General features: G+C 73.4%; 15 protein-coding genes. 7 read left to right on the top strand and 8 right to left on the bottom strand.

Annotated features, from left to right (window positions below):
* Positions 1-59: 59 nt before the first annotated feature.
* The 7 genes from ACFWIS_RS20830 to dpgA form a co-directional block, all read right to left on the bottom strand.
* Complete coding sequence (locus tag ACFWIS_RS20830) at positions 60-962, bottom strand: hypothetical protein (protein WP_380455686.1); 903 nt, start codon at positions 960-962, stop codon at positions 60-62.
* A gap of 34 nt (positions 963-996) precedes the next feature.
* The gene (locus ACFWIS_RS20835) at positions 997-1194 is read right to left on the bottom strand and encodes a ferredoxin (RefSeq protein WP_380455683.1); all 198 of its coding nucleotides are present in this window, start codon (positions 1192-1194) and stop codon (positions 997-999) included.
* An 80-nt stretch (positions 1195-1274) separates the two neighbouring features.
* On the bottom strand, positions 1275-2477 hold the full coding sequence (locus tag ACFWIS_RS20840) for a cytochrome P450 (protein ID WP_380455682.1): 1203 nt from the start codon (positions 2475-2477) through the stop codon (positions 1275-1277).
* A complete protein-coding gene (locus tag ACFWIS_RS20845) occupies positions 2474-3778 on the bottom strand; it encodes a PLP-dependent aminotransferase family protein (protein WP_380455680.1) in 1305 nt (434 codons plus the stop codon). The genes ACFWIS_RS20840 and ACFWIS_RS20845 overlap by 4 nt, the downstream gene beginning before the upstream one ends.
* The gene (gene dpgC / locus ACFWIS_RS20850) at positions 3775-5121 is read right to left on the bottom strand and encodes a (3,5-dihydroxyphenyl)acetyl-CoA 1,2-dioxygenase DpgC (RefSeq protein ID WP_380455678.1); all 1347 of its coding nucleotides are present in this window, start codon (positions 5119-5121) and stop codon (positions 3775-3777) included. Before dpgC ends, ACFWIS_RS20845 begins: the two co-directional genes overlap by 4 nt.
* Positions 5118-5846: an enoyl-CoA-hydratase DpgB gene (gene dpgB, locus ACFWIS_RS20855; protein ID WP_380455676.1), complete on the bottom strand. Its 729-nt coding sequence runs from the start codon at positions 5844-5846 to the stop codon at positions 5118-5120. The genes dpgC and dpgB overlap by 4 nt, the downstream gene beginning before the upstream one ends.
* A 20-nt stretch (positions 5847-5866) precedes the next feature.
* Positions 5867-6961, bottom strand: a complete 1095-nt coding sequence (gene dpgA / locus ACFWIS_RS20860) for a 3,5-dihydroxyphenylacetyl-CoA synthase DpgA (RefSeq protein WP_380455754.1) — start codon at positions 6959-6961, stop codon at positions 5867-5869.
* Between the two features lie 140 nt (positions 6962-7101).
* Here dpgA and dpgD point away from each other — a divergent pair, with 140 nt between their 5' ends.
* Positions 7102-7950: an enoyl-CoA-hydratase DpgD gene (gene dpgD, locus ACFWIS_RS20865; protein ID WP_380455674.1), complete on the top strand. Its 849-nt coding sequence runs from the start codon at positions 7102-7104 to the stop codon at positions 7948-7950.
* An 86-nt stretch (positions 7951-8036) separates the two neighbouring features.
* Here dpgD and ACFWIS_RS20870 read toward each other — a convergent pair whose 3' ends face one another.
* The gene (locus tag ACFWIS_RS20870) at positions 8037-9197 is read right to left on the bottom strand and encodes a glycine amidinotransferase (RefSeq protein WP_380455673.1); all 1161 of its coding nucleotides are present in this window, start codon (positions 9195-9197) and stop codon (positions 8037-8039) included.
* 795 nt (positions 9198-9992) lie between these two features.
* On the opposite strand from ACFWIS_RS20870, the gene ACFWIS_RS20875 reads away from it, so the two are divergent.
* From ACFWIS_RS20875 to ACFWIS_RS20900, 6 genes are all read left to right on the top strand, one after another.
* Positions 9993-11036 carry a methyltransferase gene (locus tag ACFWIS_RS20875; RefSeq protein ID WP_380455671.1) on the top strand — a complete coding sequence of 348 codons (1044 nt, stop codon included), beginning with the start codon at positions 9993-9995 and terminating at the stop codon, positions 11034-11036.
* A gap of 137 nt (positions 11037-11173) precedes the next feature.
* Positions 11174-12811, top strand: coding sequence for an ABC transporter ATP-binding protein (locus tag ACFWIS_RS20880; RefSeq protein WP_380455669.1), 1638 nt, complete (start codon positions 11174-11176; stop codon positions 12809-12811).
* Positions 12812-12864: 53 nt separating this feature from the next.
* Positions 12865-14583: an ABC transporter ATP-binding protein gene (locus ACFWIS_RS20885; RefSeq protein WP_380455751.1), complete on the top strand. Its 1719-nt coding sequence runs from the start codon at positions 12865-12867 to the stop codon at positions 14581-14583.
* An 83-nt stretch (positions 14584-14666) separates the two neighbouring features.
* Positions 14667-17234, top strand: coding sequence for an amino acid adenylation domain-containing protein (locus ACFWIS_RS20890; RefSeq protein WP_380455667.1), 2568 nt, complete (start codon positions 14667-14669; stop codon positions 17232-17234).
* Positions 17234-18607: a peptide ligase PGM1-related protein gene (locus ACFWIS_RS20895; protein WP_380455665.1), complete on the top strand. Its 1374-nt coding sequence runs from the start codon at positions 17234-17236 to the stop codon at positions 18605-18607. Before ACFWIS_RS20890 ends, ACFWIS_RS20895 begins: the two co-directional genes overlap by 1 nt.
* 3 nt (positions 18608-18610) lie before the next feature.
* Positions 18611-19144, top strand: a complete 534-nt coding sequence (locus tag ACFWIS_RS20900) for a flavin reductase family protein (RefSeq protein ID WP_380455663.1) — start codon at positions 18611-18613, stop codon at positions 19142-19144.
* The last annotated feature ends 123 nt before the right edge of the window (positions 19145-19267 follow it).

Genomic DNA, 19267 nt, shown 5'->3' on the forward strand with positions numbered 1-19267 from the left:
GGCCTCGAACTCCCGGTTTCCGGTGGGGAGTTCGAGGCCGGTCGGACGCCGGGCGGGGCCTACTGTCCGTCGGCGTACTCCAGCGCCATCGTGGACCAGGAGTGGGGCCCGCTCACCGAGGCCAACAGGCGCTCGCCCGGGGCGAGTTCGCCAGCCGCGGCACGCCGTTGCAGGGTGATCAGGACGTCGGCCGAGAAGCAGTGCCCGAGTTCGGTGACCGGGCCGAGCAGCAGCCGGTCCGCGGGCAGCTTCATCGCCGCGAGCAGGAACTTCTGCGCCGCCGGGCGGTAGTTGGGCAGCACCACGTGCCGGAAGTCCTCGCGACCGCGGCCGAGCCCGTCCAGCAGGGCGGCGACGCCCTCCGAGGCGAGCCGGACGGTGCCGAGGACGCCGTCCTCGGCGGGGCCGACTCCGGCCGGCCGCACCGCCGTCCGGGTGCCGGTGGCCGCCACCCGGAACCGGGGGCCGGCCGGCTCGGGACCGGCGGTGAGCACGCAGGCGGCCGCGCCGTCGCTGAACACCGACAGGCCGCTGGCCATGATCCGGTGCCGGTCCGCCGTCCGGTCCGCGAGCACCAGCAGGACGCGTTCGCAGCGGCCCGCGGCCAGCGCGTCGGAGGCCGCCCGGACGGCCGGGACGAGGTTGCCGCAGTCCTGCCCGGACAGCGCCAGGTGCTCCACCGAGGCCAGGCCGAGCCGGTCGGCGATCCGGGCCAGCGAGCCGGTGGTGTCGGGGTCGTTCTCGCTGACGTAGAGCACCAGGTCGGGCGGGCCGGCGGTGGCGGCCAGGCTCTGTTCGGCGGCTGCCACCGCCAGCTCCCAGATCTCCTGCCGGCTCTCCCGGAAGTGGACGATCTCCGCGATCAGCGGACCGAGGTCGGTGGTCGTCGTCCCGGCCAGTTCCGACACCTTGCGGGCGTCGCCGCAGGCGTGGCCGATGGCCGAGATGGTGGTGCCGGGCATGGTTCCCCTCACTGCTCGGTGTCACTGCCGGGTATCACTGCTCGTTGGCCGAGATGGCCTGGACGGGACAGCTCCTGACGGCGTCGCGGACGGCGTCGTGCAGCTCCGGGGCCGGCTGGGCGTCCAGCAGGACGACCGTGCCGTCCGCGTCGTCCTGGTCGAAGACCTCGGGCATGGCCAGAGCGCACTGCCCGGACCCGACACAGACCCCGGTGTCGACGGTGAGGTGCATGTTTCCTCCTCGCGGGTGCGGGGTGCGGGGTGCGGGGTGCGGGGTGCGGGGTGCGGGCTGCCGGCTTACGCGGCTGCGGGCTACCAGGTGACCGGCAGCCGGTGCACCCCGTAGAAACCCATGTCGGTGGAGAGCGGCACCTCGCCCGGCGGGACGGCCAGGGCGAGTCGGGGCAAGCGCCGGAACAGGGCGGGGAGGGCGATCCGCATCTCGACCCGGGCCAGGTTCTGGCCCAGGCACTGGTGGATCCCGTACCCGAATGCCAGGTGGCCGGTGGCCCGGCGGGTGAGGTCCAGCCGGTCCGGGTCGGTGAACTGCGCCGGGTCCCGGTTGGCGGCCGACAGCGAGACGGTGACCGACTCCCCGGCCCGGAGCGTGCGGCCGGCCAGCTCGACGTCCTCCAGCGGGGTGCGCGGCACCCCGAAGTGGAAGATCGTCAGGTAGCGCAGCAGTTCCTCCACCGCGTTGTCGGCCAGCGACGGGTCCCCGGTGAGCGCGGCCAGCTGCTCGGGGTGCGACAGCAGGGCGAAGGCGCCCAGGCTGAGCGAACTCGCCGTGGTCTCGTGCCCGGCGGTGAGCAGCAGGACGCCGACGCCGGCGATCTCCTCGGTGCTCAGGGTGGCGTCGGCGACGAGGGCGCTGAGCAGGCCGTCGTCCGGGCGGCCGCGCTTGTGCTCGGTGAGCTCGCGCAGGAAGGAGTCCAGCTGGTCCATCGCCAGGGCGGCCTGCGCCTCGGAGGCGTCCAGGCTGAACAGGGTCGCGCTGTTGCGCTGGAAGGCGGCCCGCTCGGCGTAGGGCACCCCGAGGAGTTCGCAGATCGCCAGCGAGGGGACGGGCAGCGCGAACTGCTCGACCAGGTCGGTGGGCGGCGTCGACTCGGCCATGGCGGTGAGGTGTTCGTCGACGACCCGCGCCAGCTGCGGCCGCAGGTCCTTCATCTTGCGGGCGGTGAACCGGCCGGCCAGCCGCTGGCGGATCCTGGTGTGCTCGGGGGCGTCCATGTCGACCAGCCAGCCGGGCAGGGCGGCGCGGCCGTAGAACGGGTCGGCGCTGGGCCGGGCCACCGGGGCCCGCTTGAACTCGGAGCGGGCGCTGAACCGGGGGTCGGCCAGCACGCTGCGGGCCAGGGCGTGGCTGGTGACCAGCCAGCCGATGTGGCCGTCCGGGTAGCGCAGCGGGCGGATCGGCTCGTTCTCGCGGTCCCCGGCCAGCTCCTCCGGCGGGTCGAACGGGCGGGCGCGCACGGTGGGCAGCATCGGGGGCAGGACGGTCGGACGCGTCATCGGATCTCCTTCCTCAGGAACTCGGCCAGCCGCTGCACGCCGGTCTCGATCTGCCCGGGATCGAGGTAGCTGCAGGAGAGCCGCAGCTGGCGGTCGCCGCCGCCGCGGAGGTGGAACTGGGCCATCGGGGTCCACAGCACGCCGTAGTCGGCCGCCGAGACCTCCAGCAGGGCGGTGTCGGCCGGCACCGGCAGCGTCATGCGCAGGAAGAACCCGCCCTCGGGCCGGGTCCAGCTGATCCCGGCCGGCAGCGGCCCGGCGAGGTGCCGGTCCAGCGCCTCGGCGAGGTGGGTCAGGTTGCGCTGGTAGAGCGCGGCCTTGTGCCGGCTCAACTCCACCAGCGAGCCGCCGTGTTCGAGCAGCATTCCGCCGATGATCGCCTGGCAGACCGGGGAGGTGTTGACGGTGACCATGCTCTTGGCGGCCGCGAGTTCGTCCGCCAGCAGGCTCCGGGAGCCGTCCGCGTCGGCCACCGGTTGGTCGGCGACCACGTAGCCGACCCGGGCGCCGGGGAAGCACACCTTGGCGAAGGTGCCGATGTGCACCACCCGGCGGTCCCGGTCGAGCGCCTTCAGCGGCGGCAGTTCCGCCCCCGGGGCGGCGGTGAAGCCGTAGGCGTTGTCCTCCAGCACCAGGAAGTCCTCGCGGTCGGCGAGTTCGAGCAGCCGGTGGCGGACCGGGAGCGGCATCCGGCTGCCGCCCGGGTTGGAGAAGTCGGGCGCCACGTAGCAGGCCCGGATCCGCCGCCCGGCCCGGCGGGCGGCCCGGCACTCGGCCGCCAGGGCGTCGAGGTCGATGCCGAGCGGGGTCTCGTCCACCGGGACGAGGTCCACGCCCAGCAGCCGGGCGGCGCCGGTGATGCCGACGAAGCACGGGTTGGCGACGGCCAGCAGGTCGGCCGGGCCGGCGAACAGCGCCCGCAGCACCAGGAACATGGCCTCCTGGGCGCCGACGGTCACCACCACGGCCGCCTCGGCGGCGTCGATGCCCTGGTCGCGGCGGAGCGCGTCGGCGACGATGCCGTTGACCAGGCCGCGGCTGGGCCCGTACTCGTAGAGCAGCCGGCGGGCGCGCTCCGGGCTGTGGCCGCGGTCCCGGACGAGGTGGGCCAGGAAGCGCTCGACGTAGCGTTCGGGGGCGAGGTCGCGCAGCAGCTCCGGGTGGGGGGCGCCGGGGGCGAAGGAGATGGCGTCCGGGTAGCGGCTCATCACCTCGTTGAGGAAGCCGATCGAGCCGAGCACCGGCTCCCGGAGCGAGGCGTGCAGCTCGGCGGCGGCCAGTCGCACCACGTCGTGGCTCACCCCCTGGCCGCCGAGCGCTGCCAGCGGCGCTCCACCTTGGCGAGGACATCCGGGCTGTAGGCCCGTTCCACCTGGGCGACGGCGAACTCGGCCAGGTACTCGCGGTAGAGGTCGAGCGGCTCCTCGGCCAGGTTGAGCATCCGCCGGTTGGCGGCCACGGCGGGGGCGGCCAGCTCCCGTACGGCGCGTTCGACGGCCTCGTCCACGCCCCCGGCGGGGACCACCTCGTCGCAGAGCAGCCGGGCCTCCGGGTCGGTGGCGTGGATCCGGTGCCCGCCGAGGATCACCTGCCGGGCCAGCCGCCCCCCGGTGAGCCGGGTGAGCCGGAGGTTGCCCAGCCCCGGGACGATGCCCTCCTCGGCGGCGGGGAGGCTGAGGTGGGCGTCGGTCTCGGCGATCACCCGGTCGAGGACCAGCAGCAGCTGCATCCCGCCGCCGATGGCGAAGGAGTCGACCGCGCCGACCCACGGCTTGGCGACCGTACGGTCCGACCAGGCGCCGGGCGCCTGGTCGGTGAGCAGCCCGCGGGCGATCTTGTGGAGGTAGCCCAGCTCCCGGCCGAGCAGGAAGTCGACGAAGGAGATGGCGCCGTTGCGCAGGTCCTTGAGGTTGATGCCCGCGCTGAACACCCGCCGGCCCCGGTACCTCGGGTGGTCGACCGGGCCGCCGCGCAGCACCCCGACCCGGACCCGGTCGTCCAGCAGGGCGAGGTCGACGGCGGTCTCGACGTCCGCGATCAGCCCGTTGTCCTCGGCGTTCAGGCAGTGGGCGTTGTGGAAGGTCACGTGCGCGGCCGCGTCCCGGCGCTCGACCACCACGGAGTCGAGGTCGACGCGCCCCTTGACCCGGAAGCCGTCCAGCAGGTCGAGGGCGCGCGGGGTGGGCGCCAGCATGGACTCGATCAGGTGCCGGCCCGCCGTGCGGGAGCGCAGCACCGCGGCGCAGAAGACGCCCTGGTCGATCTCCCGGCCCTCCTTGTCCGCCTGGATGCGATCCCGTTCGGCGGCCAGCTGGGCGCCGTCCGGGACGAGCCCGGGGAAGCGCCCGGCGGCGGCGTCGAGGAGTTCGGGCAGCCGTGGGCGGCGGGTCAGGCCGTCGGTGAGCAGGCCGTACACCGCGTCGGTGTGCCGGGCGAGGAAGGCCCGGCGGGCGGCCCGGACGGCGGTGTGGACGGCGTCGGCGCGGTGCTGCTGGGCCGCGCTGCGCCCGGGCCGGGCCGGGAGCGCGGCGAGCACCTCCTCGCCGGCCCGGGCGTACCGGGCCAGGGCGGTGGTGTCCTCGGCGAGGTCGCCGGTGGGGGCGGGCGGGGCCTGGTCCGGGCCGGCCGGCGGGGTGGCGGTCATCGCCGGTTGCTCCTCGGCGTTCCGGCGGCGGGGGCGGCGCCCTGCTGCAGCCTGCGCAGTTCGCGGTCGCAGGCGGCCAGGTGCACGCCCACGGCGTCGTCGTAGTCGGCGGAGCCGGCCTCCAGCAGCAGCAGGCGGCGGATGGTCAGCTCCTGGTCCGAGATCCGGCCCATCAGCACGGTCGCGGTGTGCACGGCTTCGGCGACGTCCTCGCTGATCTGGTCGATCAGGCCGAGTTCCAGCGTCTTGTCGACCGAGATGTCGTTGCCCCAGATGACGATCTGCCGGGCCTTGGCGAGGCTCAGGTGCTGGACCAGCCGGTAGACCGACATGCCGGGCCAGAAGTGGCCGTCGTTGACCGGCAGCATCAGCAGCAGGTCCGGGGCGCCGATCCGGAAGTCGGCGGCCAGCAGGAGGTCCAGGGCGGGGCCGCCGCAGGCGCCGCGGGCGGCGGCGATGGTCATCGCGGTGAGGCGTTCGAGCCGGCGCACCGCCCGTTCCCAGCGGTTGACCTGCTGGATGGCGACGGCGCCCGGCCAGGCCCGGACGTCGGCCGGGGTGGGCTCCAGCCGCAGCACCACGACGGACTTCTCGGCGCGGTTCTCCACCTCGTCGCAGACCGCGTTCAGCAGGGCGGTGAGGTCGGTCAGCGGCCGCGTGCCGTCGACCCGCACCATCAGGCCGAGCCCGTCGGGCAATTGTGTGAGGTCGGGGTTCTCGTTCAACCGGACCGTCCTTCCTTCCGTCACCAGCCCACCAGGGCCATCTCGATGGTCGATCCGGGGCCCATGGTCATGAAGACGCCGAATTCGCCGGACTTCGCGCGGCCCTCGGCCGCCAGGCGTTCGTACGAGAACAGGAAAGATCCGCTGGACAGGTTTCCGTGGTCGCGCAGGACCCCGGTGGTGTGCCGGACGTCCCAGCGGCTCAGCCCGAGATTCACCCGGACCGAATCGATGACCTTCTTCCCGCCGGAATGGACCACCCAGTGGGAAATGTCGGAGGGGCGCAGTCCGGTTCCGTGCAGGAGCCGGTCGAGCGATATCTCCGCGTGCGCGCCGACGACGTAGGGGACTTCCGGGTCGAGGTAGAAACTGAATTTCCCCTGGGCGTCGTCCCAGTCGTAGCGCATCGCGCCGGAGGCCTCCGGGACGATGCAGCTGGAGAAGCGCAGCAGCGCCGGGTGGCCGGCCGGCTCCCGATCGACCGGAACCTGGCCGACCGGCTGTTCGTCGCCCGGCTGTTCGTCGCCCGGCTGTTCGGAGGCCAGCAGGGCGACCGCGGCCGAGCCGTCGCCGAACAGGCTGTTCACCACCGAGGAGCGCATCGTCCCGTCCAGCACGTAGGCGGCCGAGCACGGCTCGATGCAGACCATGACGGCCAGCTCGCCGGGGTGAGCGGTGGCCCAACCGGCGACCGCCGTCAGGCCGTTGAGGCCCGCGTTGCACCCCATGCCGACCACGTCCAGCCGGGAGCAGTGCCGGCTGATGCCCAGCTCCTTGATCAGCAGCGCGGAGAAGCCCGGGGTGAGGAAGCCCGTCGAGGTGACGCAGCACAGGTAGCGGAGGTCGGCGAGGGTCGCGCCGGCCTCCTTGAGGCAGGCCTCGACGGCCTGCCGGCCCATGGTGATGCCGCTGCTGACGTGCTTGGCCAGCAGCTGCCCCTGGGTCTCGACGCCCCGCGATCCGTCCGGCAGCGGCGGCGGCAGGGTGAGGCCGCGGCGCTCGATGGCGCTGTTCAGGAATATCGACCGGATCCGTGGATCGGTGATGGCGAAGATGTCCAGTAGTTCGCGCTGGGTGTACGAGGTCTCGGGTACCGCGGTCCCGACGCCCAGGATTCTCGGCGAGGTGACCCGGGCTTTCCTGGCGAAGGATTCCGGGCTGGGCCGGACGCTCCTGTCGGCGAGTTTCACATCAATCTCCTCCGGGCCGAATTCCGGTATTGGATCCGGTGGTTGCCGCCGCTATGATCCCTGCCATGTCAGAGGAATCCAGGAGCAGCGATGGTTCGGTTACCGCGCGCACCCCGGACGACCCGAGGGTGCGGTACGAGAAGGACGGCCACGTGGCCCGCGTGACCCTCGACCGGCCCGGCGTCCTGAACGCCATGGACCAGCGCATGCACGAGGAGCTGGCGGCGGTCTGGGACGAGGTCGAGGCCGATGACGAGGTGTGGGTGGCGGTGCTCTCCGGCGCGGGGGAGCGCGCCTTCTCCGTCGGCCAGGACCTCAAGGAGCTGGCCGAGCGGGTCCGGTCCGGCACCGCCGGGACGGCCACCTTCGGCAGCCGGGGCAAGCCGGGCTGGCCGAGGCTGACCGAGCGCTTCGAGCTGGCCAAGCCGGTGGTCGCCAAGGTCCGCGGCTACGCGATGGGCGGCGGCTTCGAACTCGCCCTGGCCTGCGACCTGGTGATCGCCTCCGAGGACGCGACCTTCGCCCTGCCCGAGGCCAGGCTCGGCCTGATGGCGGGTGCCGGCGGCGTGTTCCGGCTGACCAGGCAGCTGCCGTGGCGCACGGCGATGGGCCACCTGCTGACCGGCCGTCCGATGGACGCCCGGCGGGCGTACGAACTCGGGCTGGTCAACGAGGTGGTGCCGGCCGCCGAGCTCGACGCCTGCGTGGACGGCTGGGTGGCCGACATCCTCCGGTGCGCGCCGCTCTCGGTGCGGGCGATCAAGGAGGCGGCCGGCAGGTCCGTCACCATGCCGCTGGAGACGGCCTTCGCCACCCGCTACCCCTGGGAGGAGCGGCGGATGGCCAGCCGGGACGCCGAGGAGGGGCCGCTCGCCTTCGTGGAGAAGCGCGACCCCCGGTGGCAGGCCCGCTGAGGCCCCGCCGCCCCGCTCGGTCCGCCCTGCCCCGCCGCCCCGCCCTGCCCGGCCGGCCCGTCCGCCGTCGCGCACCGTCGGGCTCATCAGCTCAGGTAGTCTTCGGGGCCGCCGTCGCGGACCGTGTCGAGGGTGAAGCAGTGGAACCCGCCGCCGAACAGCCGCCGGTGACGGTGCCGCACCGGTACGACGGTGAAGCCGTGCCGTTCCAGCTTGCGCATCAGCTCCGGGCAGGCCTCGTTGACCAGTACGGTGTCCGGGCCGGCCGAGAGCACGTTCAGGTCGATGAACGGGCTGGTGAGGATGAGGTCGTCGTCGCCGTACTGCGGGAAGTTGTTGCCCTCGGGGGCGGGCGGGACGATGAGGTCCCAGGAGCGCAGCGCCTCGGGGAGCTTCTCGGCGACCTTCTCCGAGCGGACCAGCAGGGTCCCGGGGCGCAGGGCCAGCACCATGCTGTCGATGTGGCTGTCGCTCAGCTGGTGCACCCGGTGGATGCGGAAGCGGCCCTCCAGGTGGCGCTCCAGCCAGTCGCAGGCCAGGGCGTGGTTGGCGGTGGAGATGTTGACCACGAGGTCGCGGCCGAGCCGGAGGCACTGGGCGCCGTCGAACATCATCTCGAAGCCGACGTCGTACGGGGAGGGCTGCGGGTCCGCGATCGGCTCGGTGGGCCCGCCGACGGTGCTGGTGCGGGCGTAGCTGAGGTCGAAGGAGGCGTCGGTCATCAGGGGCCGGGGCATGACGGTCCACCGGGCGCCCTGGCGGAAGTACTCGTTGAAGATCGGGGTGAGGAACTGGGTCTCGAAGTAGCGGGAGCGGATCATCGGGGGCGTCTCGATGATCTCGTCGCCCACGATCAGGGTGTTGTCCCGGACGTTCAGCGGCGGGACGACCGACGCCTCCCAGGCCAGGGTCTCGACCCGGGCCGTCGTCGGGTCGACGTCCAGCGGGCGGTGGACGGTGACGTCCAGGGACTCCAGGGCCTTGACGATGCCGTCCAGGTCCTCGTTCAACTCGTCCACGTAGCGCTGCTTGATCGGCTGGCGGCTGGAGTTGGCGGCCTGCCCGTCGCGGCCGGCGGCGGACAGCCGGGGGTAGTACCACTCCGAGCGTGACGAGTTGTCCTTGGCGATGTTGTCGTGGAAGAACAGGTCGAACGAGAGCTCGCGCTCGTGCGAGGTGTAGTTCAGCGCGGAGCCGACGATCACTTCCCTGAGCGGCGACCATTCGTCGAAGGTGTTCAGCTGCATCGCAGGCTCCTCCAGTGGTGGATCCGTTGGCACATGGCTTACTCGAAGCAGTGATCGATGGCCGGGCGGGTGCGCCGGCACCGGATGTGTCACGGGCGCCGACCGTGGCGGCGGGAATCCTCAACGCAGCCGCGGGGTGGCTCCGGCCCGCAGGGGCAGGGCGGTTCTGGCACCTTGGATAGTTCGACATGCAAGCACACTTGGGTCGCCGTGACCAGAGCGGGGCCTACAATCCGCCAACCTGTGCCGGGATCCGGGGGCGTGCGCGGTCATGCGGGCTCTCACCATTACTTCACCGCGCCGAGACGGTTCGTCAACCCCTGGTTGTTCAAAGGGCGTTTCTCCGTCTGTGAGCGATTCACCCAAAAGCTCGCGGAGTCTCCGCCGGAAATTCATGATCTTGGTATCATTGGCGACCCCGCCGTGAGTTGACGGTGCGTCAGAGCGGTGGGCCGCCCTGGTCGGCGTCCTCTTGAACTCTCCTTTCGAGCAAGGGGATTGACCTGGCATCGGCAGGTCGGAGAGGCTCGGGTCAGCTGGGTCGTGGCATCCGGGCGGCTGTGGATCTCGGGATTGACGGCTTGGCTGTACATGTGCAAGACTCGACTTCGAGTAATAATCCGCCATTGTGCGCGGACATGGATCGCGTAAGAAGCGACATCTCCACTCAGGACCAATTTCCGACGGATCGAATCGCCAGGGCCGCAGCCGTGCCCGGATCGGCGACCCCCGCGTCGGAACCCCCTCAAGGTCGGAATTCGTCAGCTGATGGTCCAGGAAGGGAATGCTCATCCCATGAGCGACTCGCACGAGGGTGACCCGGTCTACGAGCGCTTCCGGTTCTTGGTGAACGCCCCCGCCCTCTTCAACGCGGTGGCGACGGCCGTCGAACTGGACGTCTTCCGGTTCCTCGCGGACCACCCCGGGGCAACGTTCGAGCGGATCCACGCGTTCGCCGGAATCCCCGCCCACCAGCTCCGCGTGCTGCTCCAGGCCGTCTGCGCGACCGGGCTGCTGGAGCGGACGGACGGGGCGTACGCCAACTCCCCGGTGGCCCGGGACCTCCTGGCCTCGGACGCCCCGGACAGCTGGGCCCACATCGTGGTCGGCTGGAAGGAGGTCTACTACCCGGCCTTCTCGCACATGACCGCCGCCCTGCGGGCCGGCACCAACCTCGCCCTCGCCGACCACCCCGGCGACGAGCCCACGCTCTACCAACGGCTCGCCCGGAACCCGGAGTTGGAGGCGGTGTTCCACCGCGCCATGAGCGCCTTCACGCTCCGCTCGGTGGACGCGCTGGTGGACCGCGGCGAGTTCGCCCCGGTGCGGCACCTGCTCGACGTGGGCGGCGGCGACGGCACCACCTCGGTCCGGCTCGCCCGGCGCCACCCGGACCTCCGGTCGACGGTCTTCGACATGCCCAGCGTGTCGCGGCTCGCCGAGCACGCCGTCACCCCGGAGCTGGCCGACCGGGTGGTCCTGCACCCCGGGGACATCTTCACCGAGCCGTTCCCGGCCGGCGCCGACGCCGTGCTGTTCAGCCACGTCCTGGAGATCTTCGCAGAGGACCAGATCCTCGCGCTGCTGGCCAAGGCGTACGACGCCCTGCCGTCCGGCGGCAAGGTCTTCGTCTACGGCTACAACGTCTCCGACGACGAGACCAGCGGGATCTTCTCCGCCCGGCTCGGCCTCTACTTCAACGTGCTCGCCAGCGGCCAGGGCATGGCCTACCCGGCCAAGGACTACGAGGCGTGGCTGCAGCAGGTAGGCTTCGGCGACGTCAAGACCATAGGCGGGCTCCCGTACGAGCACGGGCTCAGCATGGGCACCAAGGCCTAGTTCCTTCCGTCGCACCTGCCCTGCCGACGCGGGGGGTGCCCCCCAGACGACAAGTGTTGGACGACATGCGCCAGTTCCCCGAACCAGATCCGGGCAGGCCCGCACTCGGCTCCCCAAGTCGCTACCTCCTATGGCTGGTGGCCAACCACCGCACCTCGGTCATCCTCGCCGTCTGCTACGGAGTGGTCTGCACGCTGGCCCAGGCCTTCGTGCCCGCCGTGATCGGCCGGGGCATCGACGAGGGGCTGATCGCCCGGGACAAGGGGGCGCTGGTGCTGTGGAGCGCCGCCGTCCTCGCCCTGGGCGTCATCCAGGCCGTCACCGGGACCCTGCGCGACCGCTGCTCGGTGACCAACCGGTTCGGCGCCAGCTACCGGACGATGCAGCTGGTCACCCGTCAAGCCGCCACTCTCGGAGCCGAGTTGCCGCGCCGGGTGTCCGCCGGCTCGGTGGTCAGCGTCGGCGCCACCGACATCACCCGGATCGGCATCGCCCTGGAGAGCACCGCCCGCGGCGGCGGCGCCGTGGTGTCCATCGTGGTCATCGCCGGGGTGATGCTGACGGTCTCCTGGCCGCTCGGCCTGGTCGCCCTGGTCGGCGTGCCGCTGTCGGCCTGGGCCATCGCCCGGCTGATGCGGGTGCTGCACAGCCGTCAGCAGGGCCTGCGCAAGGAGCAGGGGGTGCTCGCCGGCCTCGCCGTGGACATCGTGGAGGGCCTGCGCGTGCTGCGCGGCATCGGCGGCGAGAAGGTCTTCGCCGCCCGCTACCACGAGCGCTCCCAGCGGGTGCGCGGAGAGGGCGTCCGCGTGGCCGCCGTCGAGGCCAATGTGATGGCGGGCCGGCTGCTACTTCCGGGGCTCCTGATCACCGCCATCGTCTGGCTCGGCGCCCACTTCGTCGACAGCGACCGGATGAGCCCGGGCGAACTCGTCGCCTTCTACGGCTACGCGGTGTTCCTCGCCGAGCAGCTGCGCCGGGCCACGACCATGGTCGACCAGCTGACCCGAGCCCTGGTCGGCGCCCGGATGGCGTCCGAATTCCTGGCCCTGGAGCGCGAACTGACCTCGGGTGACCGGGACGCGGCCGACCTCCCCGAGCAGGGCGCGCTGCGCGACCCGGAGTCCGGGATCGACCTGCCCACGGGCCGGTTCGTCGCGGTGGCCTGCGCCACCGCCGGGGACGCCCAGCTGCTGACCGACCGGCTCGGCCGGTACACCGACTCCTCCGCCAGCTACGGCGGCGTCCCGCTGGCGGACCTCCCGCTGGACGAGGTGCGCCGCCGGATCCTGGTGGTGGACCACGGCGCCCGGCTGTTCTCCGGCACCCTGGGCGCCCAGCTCGACCCGGACGCCCGCGCGGCCGAGGACACGGGCCGGCTGGACCGCGCGATCGACGACGCCTCGGCGGCCGACATCGTCGACGCGCTCCCGGACGGCCTCGGCCAGGAGATCCTCGGCAGCCGCGAGTTCTCCGGCGGCCAGCAGCAACGGCTCAACCTGGTAAGGGCGTTGGTCGCCGACCCGGAGACCCTCATCCTGATCGAGCCGACCAGCGCGCTGGACGCCCACACCGAGGGCCGGGTGGCCGCCCGGCTCGGCGCCCACCGACGGGGCCGGTCGACGGTGGTGTTCACCACCAGCCCGATCGTGCTGGACCACGCCGACCACGTGGTCTACGTGGAACACGGCAAGGCCGTGGCGGAGGGCAGCCACGAGGAACTGCTCGGCAACGCCCGCTATCGATCCGTCGTGACCCGAGAGGTAGCAGTGGCGTGACCATCCTGCCCGTGGCAACACCCCGAGAGGTGCGCTCCTACGCCCGGCGCCTCATGCTCCAGTACCCCCGGCAGCTCTCCCTGGCGCTGCTGCTGCACGCCCTCGCCACGGTGGCCGGGCTGGTCGCCCCGAAGCTGCTGGGCGGGCTGGTCGAGGACGCCGGAAAGGGCGTCGACGACGTCACCCGCGTCGCCGTGACGATCTGCGTCGCCGTCGTCGCCCAGGCGGCCTTCACCCGCTTCGCCATGCTCGCCTCGCTGAAGCTCAGCGAGAAGGTGCTGGCCCGGCTGCGCGAGGAGTTCGTCGACCGGATGCTCGCCCTGCCGCTGGCCACCGTGGAGCGGGCCGGCCCCGGCGACCTGATCAGTCGCACCACCCGGGACATCGACGTCCTCGCCAACACCGTGCAACTCGCCGTCCCGGACACCCTGGTGGCGCTGGCCACGGTCGCGCTGACGCTCGGCGCGATCGCCCTGACCGCGCCCGTCCTGGTGCTGCCCTGCCTGGTCGCGGTACCGGTGCTGTGGCTCTCCACCCAGTGGTACCTGCGCCGGGCCCGGGCCGGCTACCTGCGGGCCAACGCCTCCTACGCCCGGCTCACCGGCGGCCTCAGCGAGACCGTCGACGGCGCCCGCACGGTGGAGGCCATGCGGCTGGCCGACCACCGCTCCGCCCGGGTCGACGGGGACATCGCGGAGTCCTACGCGGCCGAGCGCCGCACCCTCTACCTGCGCAGCGTCTACCTGCCGATCGCGGACACCGGGTACATCCTGCCGGTGGCCGCCACCCTGCTGGTCGGCGGGCTGCTGTACCTGGACGGGCACGTCTCGATCGCGGCCGTGACGGCGGCGACCCTCTACGTCCAGCAGATCATCGGCCCGGTCGACCGGCTGCTGTACTGGATGGACGAACTGCAGGTCGGCGGCACGGCCCTGGCCCGGATCCTCGGCGTCAGCAGCCCTGCCGAGGAGGCGGCCGGCACCGGCGGGGAGGCGGCCGAGGCCGGTGCGGAGCACGTCCCCAGCGGCAAGGACATCGTGGTCCAGGGCGTCACCCACGCCTACCGCGACGGGCAGGACGTCCTCCACTCCGTCGACCTGGTGGTCAAACCGGGGGAGCGGCTCGCGATCGTCGGCCCGTCCGGCGCCGGGAAGAGCACCCTGGGCGCGCTGCTGGCCGGCATCCACACCCCCCGGTCCGGCGCGATCACCATCGGCGGCACCGCGCTGACCGACATCCCGCTGGCCGAACTGCGCCGGGAGATCGCCCTGGTGACCCAGGAGCAGCACGTCTTCCGGGGCACCCTGCGGGACAACCTGCTGATCGCCCGGACGGACGCCTCCGACCAGGAGCTGGAGAAGGCCCTCGGCTCGGTGGACGCCTGGGACTGGGCGTCCGAACTCGGCCTGGACGCCGAGGTGGGCTCCGGGGCGGTCGCGCTCACCCCGGTCCAGTCCCAGCAACTGGCGCTGGCCAGGCTGGTCTTGACCGACCCGTACGCGGTGATCCTGGACGAGGCCACCTCGCTCTTCGACCCGCGCGCCGCCCGGCAGCTGGAGCGCGGCCTGGCCGCCGTCCTGGCCGGACGCACCGTCATCGCCATCGCCCACCGGCTGCACACCGCGCACGACGCCGACCGCGTCGTGGTCATGGAGGACGGCCGGATCAGCGAGACCGGCAGCCACGACGAACTGGTCCGCCAGGGCGGCCCGTACGCCCGGCTGTGGCACTCCTGGCACGGAGACCCGGCCGACGTACTGCCCTCCGGCTGACCGGGGGGCGCTCCCCGGCGGGACCAGGCATGACGGATCGGACCGGCAATCCACCACCAAGCTGAAGCCCGGAAGGAGCAGTCATGGAGGGCACCGAGCCGATCGGCGCCGGTCGCCGGCCCGATCGCGACGGGGAGGCGACGGCGGGAGCGGCGCCGCTCGACCTGGCCACCGACCGGCCCCGGCTCACCGCCGGACCGTACCGGGGCGAGACCGAGAGCGTGCCGCTCCCCGCCGGGACGACCGCCCTGCTCGTCGAACTGGGCCGCAGCACCGGCGTGCCGGCGGCGATCACCCTGCTCACGGTGTGGGCGGCCGTGCTGCACCGGCACACCGGGCAGACGGACCTGCTGCTCGGCCTGGCCGCCGGCTCCTTCGCCGAGGCCGTACCGGCTTCTGCCCCGACGGCCCTACCGGCTGCCGGCCCGACGGCCGGGCGGGCCGCCGCACCGACGACCGGGTCGGCCGGCGGGCCCGGGATCCGCCCGCTGCGCCTGGAGCTGCGGCCCGACGCCCCCTTCGCCGAGGAGCTGCTCCGCTGCCGGGCCGCCGCGGCCGAGGCCCTGGGCAGCCCGCCGCCGGCCACCGCCCCCGAGCTGCGTGCCGTGGCCGGCCGCCCCGCCGAGCCGGAGCTGCGGGCGGTGGCGCCCGACCTCGCCCTCGCACTGGCGGACGACGGCGGCGCGCTCGCCCTGCACTACAACGCGAGCCTGATCTCCCGCGCCACCGCCGGCTGGATCCTCGGCCACTGCCTGACCCTGCTCTCCGAGGCCGTGGCCAAGCCCGGCCAGCCGCTGCGGGACCTCCGGGTGCAGGACGGTCCGGTCCACCTCCCCGAGTGGCGGCTGCCCGTCCCCGCGGGCCACCGCGCCCCCGCGCCCGCCGAGCGGGGCGAGGACCTGGTCGACCGCTTCCGCCGCACCGCGCGGGCCCACGGCGAGCGGCCCGCGCTGACCGGCCCCTCCGGCACGCTCAGCTACGCCGCACTGGACCGGATCACCAGCGCGACGGCCCGCCGGCTGCGCCGCGTCGGCGGCCCGGGCAAGCGGGTCGCCCTGCTCTGCGCCCATGACCTCGGCTCGGTGGTCGGCGTCTGGTCGGTGCTCAAGTCCGGTGCCGCGTACGTCCCGCTGGACCCGCGCCAGCCGGACGCCCGGCTCACCCGCCTCCTGCTGGACGCCGAGGTCGGCGCGGTCGTCTGCGACCCCGAACTCGCCGACCGCGCCGCGGCGGTGTTCCGCGGCCGGCACGTCCTCCCGCTGGACCTGACCGATCCGGGGAACCTGACCGATCCGGGGGAGCCGGGCGATCCCGGACGGGCCGTCGACCCCGGCGCACCCGCCTACCTGCTGCACACCTCGGGCTCCACGGGCAAGCCGAAGGCGGTCACCCAGACCCGGCACAACGTCCTCACCCACGGGCTCTGCTACGCCGACCGGCTCCGGCTCGGCCCGGGTGACCAGGTGCCCCTGCTGGCCCGCTACACCTTCGACGCCGCCGTCATGGACCTCTACGGCGCCCTGCTCACCGGCGCCACCCTGCACGTGCTGGACCCGCTGCTGCCGGCCCCCGAACTGCGCGGCCGGCTGGCCGCGGCCGGGGCGAGCATCGTGCACTGCACCCCGACGCTGTTCCGGCACCTCACCGGGGACCTCCCCGCCGACGCCGCCCGGCCCGAGCCGACGCTCGCGGCCGTCCGCGCGGTGGTGCTCGGCGGCGAGGAGGCCACCCAGCACGACCTGCGCAGGTTCCTCGGCGCCTTCCCGGAGGGCAGCGCGCTGGTGAACGGGCTGGGCCCGACCGAGTGCACCCTGGTCACCCAGCACCTGGCCGGCCGGGCCGACCTCGGCAGCGGCGCGCTGCCGGTGGGCCACCCCGTCGACGGCGTCCGGATCCGGCTCGTCGACCAGGACGGCCACCCCACCGAGCTCTGCGGTGAACTGGAGATCCACAGCGAGCGGGTCGCGGAGGGGTACTGGCGGCAACCCGACGTCACCGCAACGGCGTTCGGCACCGGGCCGGACGGAACGCCGTTCTACCGCACCGGCGACCTGGTGCGCCGCCGGGCCGACGGAGCCCTGGTCTTCCGCGGCCGCAAGGACCGGCAGATCAAGATCCGCGGCCACCGGATCGAACCCGGGGAGATCGAGGCGGTGCTGCGCGGCCACCCCACCGTCGCCGAGGCCGTGCTCACCGTGGACACCCGGCAGCCGGTGGCCCGGCTGGTCGGGTACGTCACCCCCGCGACGGCCTTCCCGCCCGACCCCGAGGAACTCCGTCGCTACCTGGCCCGCACCCTGCCCGAGTACGCGGTGCCCTGGCGCCTGCTCGCCCTGGAGCGGATGCCGCTCGGCCCGACCGGCAAGCTGGACCGCTCCGCGCTGCCCGCCCCCGAGGAGGTCGCGGCCGGCCCCGGCGAGGCACCGCGGACCGCGACCGAGATCGCGGTGGCCGCCGTCTGGTGCCGGGTCCTCGGTGTCCCCTCGGCCGACCTGCACGGCAACTTCATGGCCAGCGGCGGGGATTCGATCCGGCTGCTGGAACTGCTGTCCGCGCTCCAGGACGGGTTCGGCGTCGAACTCGACCTCGTGGAGGTCCTCGCAGCCCCGACCGTCGCCACCATGGCCACCCTGATCGAACGGGAGAACTGATGCTGATCCTGCCCAGCGAGCGGGCCGCCCGCACGGCCCGCGGCACCGGCGACGGGACCCGGATCCTGATCGCCAACGACTTCAGCGAGGACGTCCGGACCGACCGCGGCTGGACCGGCTGGTGGGTGCAGCGGATCGCCTGGTTCGCCGAGGAGGGCGACGTCCTGGTGCTGCCGGTGCGCCCGGAGGAGGCCTTCCTCGACTACGTGACCTCGCACACCGGGGTGCGGCGGCAGAGCCTGACGGTCGTCGTCCCGCCCGCCCACGCCGGCAGCGAGGGCACCCTCTCCCCGGCCCGGCTGGCCGACCCGGAGTTCGTCGAGGCGCTGGAGGAGGCCGTCGGCGACCGTACGGTCACCCATCTGTCCGCGCTCTGGCCGGACGCGGCGGTGGCCCGGCTGGCCCGCACCCTCGGCGTCCAGGACGCGATGCCCGGCTACGGCTTCGTCGACCAGGCCGGCGGCGTGCTGGCCAACAGCAAGTCCGCGTTCCGCACCATCGCCGGCGGCGCCGGGGTGCCGCTGCCCGAGGGCGCCGTCTGCACCAGCCCGGAAGCCGCCGAGGAGGCCATCCTCGAACTCCTCGGCGGCGGACCGGTGGTGGTCAAGCACGACTACCTCTCCGGCGGGCGCGGCAACGAGATCCTGACCACCGGCGAGCGGTTCCGCCCGATCGGCGCCCGCCGGGTGATCACCGTGGACGGCCGCGCCGAGGTGCGGTCCTACCTGCGCGAGCGGTGGGAGTGGCTGACCGCGGCCGGCCGGGGGCGTCCGGTGGCGGAGCGCTACGTCCGCGACAGCTCCGCCTTCTTCACCGAGTTCCTGCTCACCGAGGACGGGGTGGAGCTGACCGGGGACGGCGAACTGCTGTCCGCCCCCTACGCGGTGGGCCAGATCATGCCCTCCCAGGGTCTGGAGCCGGACGTGCTGGAGCGGATCATCGAGGGCGGCCGCCGGCTCGCCGAGGCGCTGCACGCGATCGGCTACCGCGGCATCCTCGGCCCGGACGCGATCGTCACGCCCGAGCGCGAGGTGCTCTTCACCGAGTACAACGGCCGGGTCACCGGATCCACCCACATCTACGGGCGGATCGGCCGGTACGGGGTCGGCGAGGGCTTCGGCAAGGACCGGGTCATCCTCGAACGGGTCTGGCCGGAGGGCTGGTCCACCCCGTCGTTCCCGGCCGCCCACGCCGCCATCCGACAGGCCGGCCTCGGCTACGACCCGGCCACCCGCACCGGAGTGGTGCTGACCAACGCCTTCGACGGCAACAACGGCGTCATGTACTGCGTGGTGGCCGAGGACCTCGGCGCCGCCTGGGCCCGCGACCGCGCGCTGAAGCCGCTGTTCGCGGCCGGCGGGCCGACGGGCTGAGCCGTGGCAGCCGCCCGGGGAAGGACCCGCACCGCGCCCGCCGCCGGACTCCGCGGACCACAGCCGGCGTCCGGCGAGCTGTTCCGGTCCGCCTTCCGCCGGCACGCGGCCGGGGTCGCCGTGATCACGGCGTGCGGGGAGCGGCCGGTCGGACTGACCGCCACCTCGCTCACCTCGGTCGCCGCCGACCCCCCGATGGTCTCCTTCGGCATCAGCACCGGCTCCTCCGGCTGGCCGGTGTTCGCCGACGCCGAGCACGTCGGCGTGCACATCCTCGGGGAGCACCAGCGGGAGCTGGCCGCCACCTTCGCGCGTAGCGGGATCGACCGCTTCGCCGCGCCGACCCGCTGGGCGCCCGGCCCCCGGGGGATACCGATCCTGGACGACGTGCCCGCCTGGCTGGTCTGCCGGGTGGTGGTGCGGGTGCCCGCCGGGGACCACCGGGTGCTGCTGGCCGAGGTGATCGCGGGGGACGCCGGCGGGCCCGGTCGTCCACTGCTCTACCACCAGGGGCGGTTCAACGTCCTGAAACACTGACCGATTTCCCGGGGCACCGGGAATGACTGACAAGCGCGCCCGCCGGAATGCCGGTGGGTTCGTTCGCACCTTGACGCAATAGGCCGCGCGTGAAAGAGTTGACGGGTCATCGGATCGATATCC

The sequence above is a fragment of the Kitasatospora sp. NPDC127060 genome, assembly GCF_042724935.1.
Lineage (GTDB): Bacteria > Actinomycetota > Actinomycetes > Streptomycetales > Streptomycetaceae > Kitasatospora.